This window comes from Streptococcus nakanonensis (assembly GCF_059738785.1).
Genome location: NZ_AP027139.1, coordinates 1,385,660 through 1,398,068, shown reverse-complemented (window position 1 = coordinate 1,398,068; position 12,409 = coordinate 1,385,660). Strand labels below are relative to the sequence as shown.

General features: G+C 39.7%; 12 protein-coding genes. 8 read left to right on the top strand and 4 right to left on the bottom strand.

Features of this window, described 5'->3' with window-relative positions:
- Window positions 1-18 precede the first annotated feature (18 nt).
- The gene (gene ezrA, locus AC6I9F_RS06765) at window positions 19-1,746 is read left to right on the top strand and encodes a septation ring formation regulator EzrA (protein WP_173233801.1); all 1,728 of its coding nucleotides are present in this window, start codon (window positions 19-21) and stop codon (window positions 1,744-1,746) included.
- Window positions 1,747-1,931: 185 nt separating this feature from the next.
- On the opposite strand, the gene AC6I9F_RS06760 is transcribed toward ezrA, so the two are convergent.
- The 4 genes from AC6I9F_RS06760 to AC6I9F_RS06745 all read right to left on the bottom strand — a co-directional run bounded on the left by AC6I9F_RS06760 (window position 1,932) and on the right by AC6I9F_RS06745 (window position 5,741).
- Window positions 1,932-2,231 (bottom strand): DUF1827 family protein, encoded by a 300-nt coding sequence (locus AC6I9F_RS06760; RefSeq protein WP_061439313.1) that lies wholly within the window; start codon window positions 2,229-2,231, stop codon window positions 1,932-1,934.
- Window positions 2,232-2,441: 210 nt separating this feature from the next.
- Window positions 2,442-2,894: an NUDIX hydrolase gene (locus tag AC6I9F_RS06755; RefSeq protein WP_498021257.1), complete on the bottom strand. Its 453-nt coding sequence runs from the start codon at window positions 2,892-2,894 to the stop codon at window positions 2,442-2,444.
- A gap of 129 nt (window positions 2,895-3,023) precedes the next feature.
- Window positions 3,024-5,282, bottom strand: coding sequence for an ATP-dependent Clp protease ATP-binding subunit (locus AC6I9F_RS06750; RefSeq protein WP_498021255.1), 2,259 nt, complete (start codon window positions 5,280-5,282; stop codon window positions 3,024-3,026).
- A gap of 228 nt (window positions 5,283-5,510) precedes the next feature.
- Complete coding sequence (locus AC6I9F_RS06745; protein ID WP_000443574.1) at window positions 5,511-5,741, bottom strand: DUF1797 family protein; 231 nt, start codon at window positions 5,739-5,741, stop codon at window positions 5,511-5,513.
- Between the two features lie 189 nt (window positions 5,742-5,930).
- Here AC6I9F_RS06745 and AC6I9F_RS06740 point away from each other — a divergent pair, with 189 nt between their 5' ends.
- The 7 genes from AC6I9F_RS06740 (at window position 5,931) to AC6I9F_RS06710 (ending at window position 12,409) form a co-directional block, all read left to right on the top strand.
- Window positions 5,931-6,614, top strand: coding sequence for an amino acid ABC transporter permease (locus tag AC6I9F_RS06740; RefSeq protein ID WP_001011642.1), 684 nt, complete (start codon window positions 5,931-5,933; stop codon window positions 6,612-6,614).
- The gene (locus AC6I9F_RS06735; protein WP_112443516.1) at window positions 6,614-7,348 is read left to right on the top strand and encodes an amino acid ABC transporter ATP-binding protein; all 735 of its coding nucleotides are present in this window, start codon (window positions 6,614-6,616) and stop codon (window positions 7,346-7,348) included. The genes AC6I9F_RS06740 and AC6I9F_RS06735 overlap by 1 nt, the downstream gene beginning before the upstream one ends.
- Before the next feature lie 158 nt (window positions 7,349-7,506).
- A complete protein-coding gene (locus AC6I9F_RS06730; protein ID WP_000192089.1) occupies window positions 7,507-8,364 on the top strand; it encodes a bifunctional methylenetetrahydrofolate dehydrogenase/methenyltetrahydrofolate cyclohydrolase in 858 nt (285 codons plus the stop codon).
- Between the two features lie 136 nt (window positions 8,365-8,500).
- Window positions 8,501-9,322 (top strand): phosphate ABC transporter ATPase, encoded by an 822-nt coding sequence (locus AC6I9F_RS06725; RefSeq protein ID WP_498021252.1) that lies wholly within the window; start codon window positions 8,501-8,503, stop codon window positions 9,320-9,322.
- Window positions 9,323-9,336: 14 nt separating this feature from the next.
- The gene (locus AC6I9F_RS06720) at window positions 9,337-10,209 is read left to right on the top strand and encodes an NAD(P)H-hydrate dehydratase (RefSeq protein WP_498021250.1); all 873 of its coding nucleotides are present in this window, start codon (window positions 9,337-9,339) and stop codon (window positions 10,207-10,209) included.
- Window positions 10,210-10,490: 281 nt separating this feature from the next.
- A complete protein-coding gene (gene rpiA, locus AC6I9F_RS06715) occupies window positions 10,491-11,174 on the top strand; it encodes a ribose-5-phosphate isomerase RpiA (RefSeq protein WP_498021248.1) in 684 nt (227 codons plus the stop codon).
- Between the two features lie 23 nt (window positions 11,175-11,197).
- Window positions 11,198-12,409 carry a phosphopentomutase gene (locus tag AC6I9F_RS06710; protein WP_000033091.1) on the top strand — a complete coding sequence of 404 codons (1,212 nt, stop codon included), beginning with the start codon at window positions 11,198-11,200 and terminating at the stop codon, window positions 12,407-12,409.

Sequence of the window (12,409 nt, the reverse complement as noted above, 5' to 3'; positions counted from 1 at the left end):
GTAAAAAAGGAGTTTGATATGTCTAATGGACAACTAATTTATTTAATGGTTGCAATTGCAGTCATTTTAGTTCTGGCTTATGTAGTGGCAATCTTTCTACGTAAGCGAAATGAGGGAAGATTAGAGGCGCTAGAAGAAAGAAAAGAAGAACTATACAATCTTCCAGTAAATGATGAAGTAGAAGCTGTAAAAAATATGCACTTGATTGGACAAAGTCAAGTGGCTTTCCGTGAATGGAATCAAAAATGGGTCGATTTATCTCTCAACTCTTTTGCCGATATTGAAAATAATCTCTTTGAAGCAGAAGGCTATAACCATTCATTTCGTTTTCTCAAGGCCAGTCATCAAATTGACCAAATTGAGAGTCAAATTACTTTGATTGAAGAAGATATTGCTGAAATTCGCAATGCTTTGGCAGACTTAGAGAAGCAAGAATCTAAAAATAGTGGTCGTGTTCTTCATGCTTTGGATTTATTTGAGGAACTTCAGCATAGAGTTGCTGAAAATTCAGAACAGTATGGTCAAGCCTTGGATGAAATTGAAAAACAATTAGAAAATATCCAATCTGAATTTTCACAATTTGTAACCTTGAATTCATCGGGTGACCCTGTGGAAGCCGCAGTGATTTTGGATAATGCTGAAAATCATATCTTGGCTTTGACACATATTGTTGATCGTATACCAGCAATTGTAACAACATTATCTAAAGAGCTACCAGATCAACTAGAAGATTTAGAAGATGGTTATCGTAAACTAATTGATGCTAATTATCATTTTGTTGAAACGGATATTGAAGCACGTTTCCACTTGCTTTATGAAGCATTCAAGAAAAACCAAGAGAATATTCGTCAGTTGGAATTGGATAATGCCGAATATGAGAATGGACAGGCACAAGAGGAAATCAATGCCTTGTATGATATTTTTACTCGAGAAATTGCTGCTCAGAAAGTAGTGGAAAATCTACTTGCAACTCTTCCAACTTACCTTCAACATATGAAAGAGAATAATACTTTATTGGGAGAAGATATTGCACGTTTGAGCAAGACCTATTTACTTCCTGAGACAGCTGCAAGCCATGTTCGTCGTATTCAGACAGAATTAGAGAATTTTGAGGCAGCTATTGTTGAGGTAACTTCAAATCAAGAAGAACCAACCCAAGCTTATTCAGTTCTTGAAGAAAATCTTGAGGATTTACAAACTCAACTAAAAGATATTGAAGATGAGCAAATTTCAGTTAGTGAGCGCCTGACACAAATTGAGAAAGATGATATCAATGCACGTCAAAAGGCCAATGTTTATGTCAATCGTCTCCATACTATCAAGCGATACATGGAAAAACGCAATCTGCCAGGTATTCCACAAACTTTCTTGAAGTTATTCTTTACGGCAAGCAATAATACCGAGGATTTAATGGTTGAGTTAGAACAGAAAATGATTAACATTGAATCTGTTACCCGAGTTCTTGAAATTGCAACGAATGATATGGAAGCTTTAGAAACGGAAACTTATAATATTGTACAATATGCAACTTTGACAGAACAATTATTACAGTATTCTAACCGTTACCGCTCATTTGATGAACGCATTCAAGAAGCATTTAACGAAGCTTTAGATATTTTTGAAAAAGAATTTGATTATCATGCTTCATTTGACAAGATTTCTCAAGCATTGGAAGTGGCAGAGCCTGGTGTAACCAATCGCTTTGTTACCTCATATGAGAAAACACGTGAAACGATTCGTTTTTAATAAAAGAAAAAGATTTGATTGTGTGAGGAGCAGAATCAAATCTTTTTCTATAGTAATATCGTGAGCAAAAGGATTCAAAATGATAAAAACGCATAATAGCGGGTTTAGGAACTCTTGCTACTATGCGTTTTATTATGGAAAGACTTATTGGACTTTCTCTCAAATCGAGTTTTTACTCAAGTTCTTTACTTGATTGGGATTGAAATTCCAATCAATTTTTCTGAGTAGAGTGTCTTGATATTGGCCTCATCAATAGATTCCTTATCAATTTTACGTTTCAAGAAAAATTCTTGAATGGTTTCGATTTCAGGCTCACGAATAGCACGGTGTTTATTTGAGATGAGGATTTCATAGTGAAGCGGAGCTTGGGTAAAAATAACATCTGTATTCCCTGCAGAATAAACCTCAACAAGGGTTGCATCGGTACTTTCTAGCTGACTTTTTACAAGTTGCGAGTGTGAGTTTGTCGTATTGATAAGCTTCATAATATTTCCTCCGATTTTCTAATTCTATTATAGCACTTTTTGAATAAAGTCGCTTGATTTATACTCAATGAAAATCAAAGAGCAAACTAGGAAGCTAGCCGCGGGTTGCTCAAAACACAGTTTTGAGATTGTAGATAAGACTGACGAAGTCAGTGACCATATCTAAGGTAAGGCGACGCTGACGTAGTTTGAAGAGATTTTCGAAGAGTATTAGTCAATCTTATGCTGTTTTTTCCAAGATTGGATGGCCCATTTATGACTACCACGTTTGAGATTTTCAATAGCCTCGTCAATAGGGAACCAAGCAATATGATTAAAGTCTTCTAGTGGCTCTTGTACTTCTTTGAAAGAAGTCGCTTCATAGAGGTAGGCAGGATTGTAGTAGTAGGTGTCACGGTGACGAGAGTAGAAATATTCGTCAGCTTGTCCGTAGTAGGTACCAATTTCAGCTGTGAATCCAAGCTCTTCAATCAATTCACGCTTTAGGGCTTCCTGATGATTTTCACCTGATTCAATTTCGCCACCTGGTAAGAACCAAGCACCATTAGGAGCTTGAACTAAAACTATTTGTTTTTGTTCAGCGTCAGGGATAACTGCATACACTCCGTAACGTGAAACATAGTCTGTATTCGCTTTTTTTTCTCCGAAAGTTGGGTTTGCCATTGCATTTTCCTCATTATCTAGTATCGTTATTATTATCATAATGGACAAAGGCCAAGCTGTCAAGAAATTACAGTTATTTTAGTAAAAAAGAGCAGAAAATTTTCATTTTCTACTCCTTTTCTATAGGATTTATTTTTCTTTTTCAGAAGTTTTAATTTCAGCTTTTTTGGCAGATTTAATTTGAATGTTTCCCTTGCTAGTCATAACTGCCTTGAGGTCTTTTTCGCTTGGATTTTCAAGGTAGTAGTCAGTGATTGCGTCCTCAATATAGTCTTGAATAGTGCGGCGAAGTGGGCGTGCTCCCATTTTTGGATCATAGCCGAGGTCAACTAATTTTTCCTTGACCTTGTCTGTCACATCGAGATGGATATTGTTGCTAGAGAGGCGCTTGTTAACATCTGCTAGCATGAGCTCGACAATCTGAAGGAGATTATCTTTGCTGAGAGCCTTAAATTCGATAATGCCATCAAAACGGTTCATAAACTCTGGGCTAAAGAAGTTACCGAGTTCACCGAGAACAGAGTTGGTACGTCCTTCTCTAGCAGCCCCAAAACCAACGCTGGCTTCGGCCTTACCTGTCCCTGCATTTGAAGTCATGATGATGATGGCATCCTTGAAGCTGACGGTACGTCCTTGCCCATCTGTCAAACGACCATCGTCCAAGACTTGAAGGAACATGTGCATAACATCTGGGTGAGCTTTTTCCACTTCATCGAGAAGGATGAGAGAATATGGATTGCGGCGAACTTTTTCAGTTAATTGCCCAGCCTCATCGTAGCCAACATAACCTGGAGGGGCACCAACTAATTTAGCTACACTGTGTTTTTCCATGTATTCGCTCATGTCAAAGCGTATCATACTGTCAGCAGAACCAAAGAGTTCGATAGCTAGTTGTTTGGAAAGTTCTGTCTTACCGACACCAGTTGGGCCGACGAAGAGGAAGCTTCCGATTGGGCGGTTAGGGGTCCCAAGTCCAACCCGATTACGGCGAATAGCCTTGGCAATCTTATCGACTGCATCATCTTGTCCAATAACATGAGACTTGAGGTCTTCAGCTAGATGGATAAGTTGAGATTGTTCTTTCTCTTTCAAATCCCCAACAGGGATGTTGGTTTTCTGCTCAATAATGTGCTCAATGGTTTTCTCACTGATGATAGGAGTATCTTGGTCTGTGACCTTTTTCTTTTGCATTTCCTTATACTTGGCAATCTGGTCGCGGAAATAAGCCGCCTTCTCAAAATCTTCCTCTCGTGTAGCTTGAGATTTAAGATTTTCAGCCTCAATCAAGCGCTGATCAATGACTTTAGGATCCACAAAATTCAAGGTCAAGTTCATCTTAGAACCAGCTTCATCTAGGAGGTCAATGGCCTTGTCAGGTAAGAAGCGATCTTGTATGTAGCGATTGGAAAGAGTTGCAGCTGCTTCAATTGCAGCATCAGTATATTGAACGTGGTGATAGTCTTCGTATTTCTTTTGAATCCCTTTGAGGATAGTGATTGTTTCGTCCACCGTTGGTTCATCGACTTTGACAGGCTGCATACGACGCTCTAAGGCAGCATCCTTTTCAATGATACGGTATTCATTGAGGGTAGTAGCACCGACCAGTTGCAGTTCTCCACGAGCAAGGGCTGGCTTGAGGATATTTCCTGCGTCCATATTACCATCACTCGCAGAACCTGCACCAACAATTTCATGGATTTCATCGATAAAGAGGATAATATCCTCACGTTTGCGAATTTCTTCCATGAGTTTTTGCATGCGTTCTTCAAATTGTCCACGAATACCCGTTCCTTGAACTAAGCTAACCACATCCAGACGGATGACTTGTTTACCTTGGAGTTTATGTGGAACATCGCCATCAACGATTTTCTGAGCTAGGCCTTCGACAACGGCCGTTTTTCCGACACCTGGTTCACCGATAAGGACAGGATTATTCTTGGTTCTACGATTGAGAATCTCGATGACACGGATAATCTCATCGTCGCGCCCGATAACGGGGTCAATGTCTCCACGACGGGCAATCTCAGTTACGTTGATACCAAATTCTTCTAGCAGGCCTTTTTCTTGGCTTGGGGGCGGAGTTTGAGCAGATCCACGATTTTGGGAACCATAACCGCCGTTTCCACCGTAACCTCCACCTGATTGGGTTGGGGGAATAGGAGGAGTATTGCTAGAAGGTCTGAAATTGTTTAGATCATTGAAGAAATCACCAAAAGGATCGAAATCACGATTGTTCAAATCTGTCATTCCTTTAAAGAGACTGTTATTAGGATCTGTTTTGATAATCTTGTAGCAGTTTTGACAGAGGTCAATTTGTTTTTGTTTTCCATTGAGATTGGTGTAAAGATGAATTGTTGAGTCGTTGATTTTACAGTTTTGACAAAGCATACATCTACCTCATTTCTTTCTTTAGCCTGACCTGTTCAAAGGTCAAAAATAGTCAAATTCCTATACTCTCATTATAACAGGATTGGGGTGTAAAGCAAGTAAAAAGATTGAAGCTTTGAGAAGTTGTTACAATGAAAATTTTTGTGAATTTGGACTAAAAAAAATCCTATTTGTGAGACAAAAAGGATTTTGGTTAGACATGCAGGGGCAATCCCAGCTTGCTTTAGATTAGTAGAGGAGTTCGTAAATCTCCATTGCAATTAAGTCAATGCTATCAAAAGTATAAGTTTCGCGAGCTTCTACATCACGAAGGGTAAAGATTGATCCGTTTTCTTCGTCGTGGCTGTATGCAACTTCTGCAACAACAACTCCTTCGCGTTCAAAATTACGTTTTAAATTTCCGCCATCGTTTGCCATTGCTTCAAGGCGGTTGATGATTCTAACCAAATGTGATTCCATTTTGATTCTCCTTCATTTCTTATCGTTACTATTTTACCATAAAGGAGGCCAACTTGACTAGAAAAAACTAAGATTTCTCGCTAATTCTGCTAGTTTAAAGATTTTTAAATAAATTGGATAAAAGATTTGAATTTTAATTCAATGCATGTTATAATCATACAGTACTCTATTTTAGAAAGCAGTGTGACTATGAATTTTTCTTTTTTACCTAAGTATTTACCTTATTTTAACTATGGGGCTGTTGTGACGGTTCTCATTTCTATCTGTGTTGTCTTTTTGGGAACTATTTTGGGTGTTGTCTTGGCTTTTGGGCAACGTTCAAAGTTTAAACCGCTTGTTTGGCTGGCCAACTTGTACGTTTGGATTTTCCGCGGGACACCGATGATGGTTCAGATTATGATTGCCTTTGCTCTAATGCATATCAATGCTCCGACTATTCAGGTTGGAATTTTGGGTGTTGACCTTTCTCGTCTGATTCCAGGGATTTTGATTATTTCTATGAACAGTGGTGCTTATGTTTCTGAGACTGTTCGTGCCGGAATCAATGCAGTTCCAAAAGGTCAGCTAGAAGCGGCTTATTCGCTAGGGATTCGTCCTAAAAATGCGATGCGGTATGTGATTTTGCCACAAGCAATCAAAAATATTTTGCCAGCATTGGGGAACGAATTTATCACCATTATCAAGGACAGCTCCCTCTTATCAGCTATTGGGGTTATGGAGTTGTGGAACGGTGCTACAACAGTTTCTACAACAACCTATCTACCTTTAACACCACTTTTATTTGCAGCCTTTTATTACTTGATTATGACTTCTATTTTGACAGTAGCCTTGAAAGCTTTTGAAAAACGTATGGGACAAGGAGATAAGAAATAATGACAGAAACCTTGATAAAAATTGAAAATTTACATAAATCCTTTGGAAAGAATGAAGTATTGAAGGGCATCAACCTCGAGATTAAAAGAGGAGAAGTTGTTGTTATCATCGGTCCTTCGGGGAGCGGGAAATCTACCTTGCTTCGCTCTATGAATTTGTTGGAAGAAGCAACAAAGGGGAAGGTTATCTTTGAGGGAGTCGATATTACGGACAAGAAGAATGACCTGTTTGCCATGCGTGAGAAGATGGGCATGGTTTTCCAACAATTTAATCTCTTTCCTAATATGACTGTGATGGAAAATATCACCTTGTCACCTATCAAGACCAAAGGTGAGAGCAAGACAGTGGCTGAGAAGAGAGCCCAAGAGCTTTTGGAAAAAGTTGGTTTGCCAGATAAGGCAGACGCTTATCCACAGAGTTTGTCAGGTGGTCAGCAACAACGGATTGCCATCGCGCGTGGTTTGGCTATGGAACCAGATGTTTTGCTCTTTGACGAACCAACTTCAGCCTTGGATCCTGAGATGGTAGGTGAGGTATTGGCTGTTATGCAAGACCTTGCCAAGTCAGGAATGACCATGGTTATCGTAACACATGAGATGGGATTTGCCCGCGAGGTGGCAGATCGTGTTATCTTTATGGCAGACGGTGTGGTTGTTGAAGACGGAACACCTGAACAGATTTTTGAACAAACCCAAGAACAACGGACTAAGGACTTCTTGAGTAAGGTTTTATAATCTATTTTAAAATTTCAAGACAAGATTAGTGAAAAGCTCAACCAGAGCTTTTTCTTATAGTTTGAAACTATAGGATTGCCTAGGAAAGAAGTGTTAGAGGGTACTAGCAGTTTTTGGTATAATGGAAGATATTTGAAAGAAAAGAAAAGAGAAGTGATATGACACAGATTATTGATGGGAAAGCTTTAGCTGCCAAATTGCAGGGGCAGTTGGCTGAAAAGACTGCAAAATTAAAGGAAGAAACAGGTCTAGTGCCTGGTTTGGTAGTGATTTTGGTTGGGGACAATCCAGCCAGCCAAGTCTACGTTCGCAACAAGGAGAGGTCAGCTCTTGCGGCTGGTTTCCGTAGCGAAGTAGTGCGAGTTCCAGAGACCATTACTCAAGAGGAATTGTTAGACTTGATTGCCAAATACAATCAAGATCCAGCTTGGCATGGGATTTTGGTTCAGTTGCCATTACCAAAACATATCGATGAAGAGGCGGTTCTATTGGCTATTGACCCAGAAAAGGATGTGGATGGTTTCCATCCTCTAAATATGGGACGCCTTTGGTCTGGACATCCAGTTATGATTCCATCAACACCTGCAGGAATTATGGAAATGTTTCATGAATATGGGATTGACTTGGAAGGTAAAAATGCGGTCGTCATCGGTCGTTCTAATATCGTTGGAAAACCCATGGCCCAGCTTCTTTTGGCAAAGAATGCTACAGTGACCTTGACTCACTCACGCACCCATAATCTCGCTAAGGTGGCTGCAAAAGCGGATATTCTTGTAGTAGCAATCGGTCGCGCCAAGTTTGTTACTGCTGACTTTGTGAAACCCGGTGCGGTAGTCATTGACGTTGGGATGAACCGAGATGAAAATGGTAAGCTCTGTGGGGATGTGGATTATGAGGCAGTTGCCCCACTTGCTAGCCATATTACGCCAGTCCCTGGAGGTGTCGGTCCTATGACCATTACTATGCTGATGGAGCAAACTTATCAAGCAGCACTTCGGACATTGGATAGAAAATAAGAGAAAAATCGCTGAAGAGAGTGTATTTTCTATAGCTATATCTGAAATGGCAGAAATGAGTATTAAATTTTAGAAATAAGTTTATAAAAGGAGGTCTGCGCCTCCTTTTTGTTGTATAATGGAGTGAGGTGATTAGATGATATTAAAAATTTATAATGGGGAATATAGTTTACAATGGGATGGAATATACTACTTAGCACTAATTGATTATCCAAATATTCAAGAATGGGAATTAGAAAAAATTGCTAAATTTATAGCTTACGAAAAACTTCATAAACGTCAAACAAGTATTGAGTGTGCTGATTCTTGTTTAAAAAAAGAGATTTTAGATTACATCTTTCAGAATCCCTTTCTGCCACCATTTATCCCTACAAATAAAATAGTAGCCTCGACTTATGATCTACATAAGAGGTTAGTGACTTCAGACTACTGTAGTCATACTACGACTATAGATGCAGCGATTTCTATCTTTAAAACAGGTCAGCTCTTATCTGCTGTGAAAGCCTTTGGGCGAGATGCTGAGGAGTTGGTTTTGGATAGTAGAAATGCTGCATCGGATCCGATAGATTATTTTGACTATGTCATGTTAGGGTGGTCAAATACAAGTTCTGGTTATCGATTAGCGATGGAGCGTTTATTAGGTCGAGCTCCTTCAGAGAAAGAATTACAAGACAAGTTTATTCCTGGAGTGAGTTTTCATTTTATCTATACAGATTTGATTAAAGTTACTGGTTATATTTTTGATGGCTACCATGTTGCAAAAATTAAGGACATGTTGAATTTATTTAGTGAGTTGTATATTTGTGTTATTCCAACTCATAATAAGAGCCAATTTGAAAATATTATTCCAACTAAAATACAAGATAGAGTGCATTATCTTGACTATGCTGGAGAAGACTTAGAAGAGTGGACTAAGAAAGTCTATCAAGTTGTTTTAAAACAATCAGATAAAGGATAGTTGAGGAAAAAATGATGAAAGTGATTGATCAAGCCTTACCAAAAAAAGTTATTATTGAACGTTCTCGTTCAAGTCATAAAGGAGATTATGGTCGTCTGCTGCTACTTGGTGGTACTTATCCTTATGGAGGTGCCATCATCATGGCTGCTTTGGCAGCTGTTAAAAGTGGAGCTGGTTTGGTGACTGTTGGAACGGACAGGGAAAATATTCCAGCTCTGCACAGCCATTTACCTGAGGCTATGGCCTTTTCTCTTCAAGACCAGCAGTTGTTACAAGAGCAATTGGAGAAGGCAGAAGTTGTCTTGCTGGGTCCTGGTTTAGGAGACGATGCTTTTGGAGAAGATCTAGTAAAACAAGTCTTTGCTAGCTTAAGCCAAAATCAGATTTTGATTGTAGACGGAGGTGCCTTGACCATTCTTGCTAGGACAAGTTTATCATTTCCATCTAACCCGCTTATCCTAACTCCTCACCAAAAAGAATGGGAAAAATTATCTGGAATTACGATTGAAAAGCAAAAGGAAGATGCAACGGCTAGTATCCTGCCTTCCTTTCCTCAAGGAACAATTTTGGTAGAGAAAGGTCCAGCGACTCGTATTTGGCAAGCTGGTCAGTCTGATTATTACCAGTTACAGGTTGGTGGTCCTTATCAGGCGACTGGTGGTATGGGAGATACTTTGGCTGGAATGATTGCAGGATTTGTGGGCCAATTCCGACAGGCCAGTCTTTACGAGCGTGTGGCAGTAGCGACCCATCTTCATTCAGCCATAGCCCAAGAACTAGCTCAAGAACAGTATGTGGTTTTGCCAACGGAGATTAGTAATTGTATTCCTAAAGTAATGAAAATTATTTGTCAAAAAGAGAGGGTAAGCAAAGATAAACTTGTTTAAAATAGATAGATAAACCTACTTCCTTCTCTTAATTTATGATTCTTGAAATGCGCCTGCTTTAATGCTAAACTAGACGTATCAAAGATAAGGTCTTGTTTTTGGAACTGGAAAGAGATGAACAAATCAAATACATAAAAGATAAACTCATTTTTATTCGTTTAGTAAAAAGAAAATGCATATTTTTAAAGAAAGATTGATGAAAAATGTAAATTTGATCTTTTTACTTGAATAAAAAGCGGTTTCATAGTAGAATAAGAACTGAGAATGATGGAGGTAAATCGGTGGAAAATCTGAAGAAAATGGCAGGTATCAAGGCTGCTGAGTTCGTGAGCGATGGAATGGTTGTCGGACTGGGAACGGGTTCTACTGCCTATTATTTTGTAGAAGAAATCGGTCGTCGGATCAAGGAAGAAGGGTTACAGATTACAGCTGTAACGACTTCTAGTGTGACTAGTAAACAGGCTGAAGGGCTTAATATCCCGCTCAAGTCTATTGACCAAGTAGATGTTGTCGATGTGACGGTTGATGGAGCGGATGAAGTGGATAGCCAGTTTAACGGAATCAAAGGCGGTGGTGGTGCCCTTCTGATGGAAAAGGTTGTAGCAACACCCTCAAAAGAATACATTTGGGTAGTGGATGAAAGCAAGCTAGTCGAGAAACTGGGTGCTTTTAAATTGCCAGTAGAAGTGGTTCAGTATGGCGCAGAACAGGTCTTTCGTCGTTTCGAACGAGCTGGCTACAAACCAAGTTTCCGTGAAAAAGATAGCCAACGTTTTGTGACCGATATGCAGAACTTTATCATTGACCTTGCCTTGGATGTCATCGAAGATCCAATTGCCTTCGGACAAGAATTGGACCATGTCGTTGGCGTCGTGGAGCACGGCTTATTCAACCAAATGGTGGATAAGGTCATCGTTGCTGGACGAGACGGGGTTCAGATTTTAACTTCAACAAAAGCAAGATAACTAAAATAATAAGGAGATACACTATGTCAAAATTTAATCGTATTCACTTGGTGGTACTAGATTCTGTAGGAATCGGTGCTGCACCAGATGCTAATAACTTTGTCAATGCAGGAGTTCCAGATGGAGCTTCTGACACATTAGGACACATTTCAAAAGCAGTTGGTTTGAATGTCCCAAACATGGCTAAAATTGGTCTTGGAAATATTCCTCGAGAAACTCCTCTTAAGACTGTACCAGCTGAAAGTAATCCAACAGGTTATGCAACAAAATTAGAAGAAGTATCTCTTGGTAAGGATACGATGACTGGACACTGGGAAATCATGGGACTCAATATTACTGAGCCTTTCGATACTTTTTGGAACGGATTCCCAGAAGAAATCCTGACAAAAATAGAAGAATTTTCAGGACGTAAGGTCATTCGTGAAGCCAACAAACCTTACTCAGGTACAGCTGTTATCGATGATTTTGGACCACGTCAGATGGAAACTGGAGAGTTGATTATCTATACTTCAGCTGATCCTGTTTTGCAAATTGCTGCCCACGAAGATATTATTCCTTTGGACGAATTGTACCGTATCTGTGAATACGCTCGTTCAATTACTCTTGAGCGCCCAGCCCTTCTAGGACGTATCATTGCTCGGCCTTATGTAGGTGAACCAGGTAACTTCACTCGTACTGCAAACCGTCGTGACTTGGCGGTATCTCCATTTGCACCAACTGTTTTGGATAAATTGAATGAAGCTGGTATCGATACTTATGCTGTTGGTAAAATCAACGATATCTTTAACGGTGCTGGTATCAACCACGACATGGGCCATAACAAGTCAAATAGCCATGGAATTGATACACTATTGAAGACCATGGGCCTTGCTGAGTTTGAAAAAGGATTCTCGTTCACAAACTTGGTTGACTTTGATGCCCTTTATGGCCACCGTCGTAATGCTCATGGCTACCGTGATTGTTTGCATGAGTTTGATGAACGCTTACCTGAAATTATCGCAGCCATGAGAGAGAATGACCTCCTCTTGATTACTGCGGATCACGGGAACGACCCAACTTACGCAGGAACAGACCATACTCGCGAATATATCCCACTTTTGGCTTACAGTCCTGCTTTTAAAGGAAATGGTGTCATTCCAGTAGGACATTTTGCAGATATTTCAGCGACTGTTGCCGATAACTTTGGTGTTGAAACTGCCATGATTGGTGAAAGTTTCTTAGATAAATTGGTATAA

Coding starts and splice junctions, on each gene's coding strand:
- AC6I9F_RS06720 (WP_498021250.1), top strand. CDS start 9,337: ATGAAAGTGATTGATCAAGCCTTACCAAAAAAAGTTATTATTGAACGT.
- AC6I9F_RS06735 (WP_112443516.1), top strand. CDS start 6,614: ATGACAGAAACCTTGATAAAAATTGAAAATTTACATAAATCCTTTGGA.
- AC6I9F_RS06745 (WP_000443574.1), bottom strand. CDS start 5,741: ATGGAATCACATTTGGTTAGAATCATCAACCGCCTTGAAGCAATGGCA.
- AC6I9F_RS06710 (WP_000033091.1), top strand. CDS start 11,198: ATGTCAAAATTTAATCGTATTCACTTGGTGGTACTAGATTCTGTAGGA.
- AC6I9F_RS06750 (WP_498021255.1), bottom strand. CDS start 5,282: ATGCTTTGTCAAAACTGTAAAATCAACGACTCAACAATTCATCTTTAC.
- AC6I9F_RS06730 (WP_000192089.1), top strand. CDS start 7,507: ATGACACAGATTATTGATGGGAAAGCTTTAGCTGCCAAATTGCAGGGG.
- AC6I9F_RS06740 (WP_001011642.1), top strand. CDS start 5,931: ATGAATTTTTCTTTTTTACCTAAGTATTTACCTTATTTTAACTATGGG.
- AC6I9F_RS06760 (WP_061439313.1), bottom strand. CDS start 2,231: ATGAAGCTTATCAATACGACAAACTCACACTCGCAACTTGTAAAAAGT.
- ezrA (WP_173233801.1), top strand. CDS start 19: ATGTCTAATGGACAACTAATTTATTTAATGGTTGCAATTGCAGTCATT.
- AC6I9F_RS06755 (WP_498021257.1), bottom strand. CDS start 2,894: ATGGCAAACCCAACTTTCGGAGAAAAAAAAGCGAATACAGACTATGTT.
- AC6I9F_RS06725 (WP_498021252.1), top strand. CDS start 8,501: ATGATATTAAAAATTTATAATGGGGAATATAGTTTACAATGGGATGGA.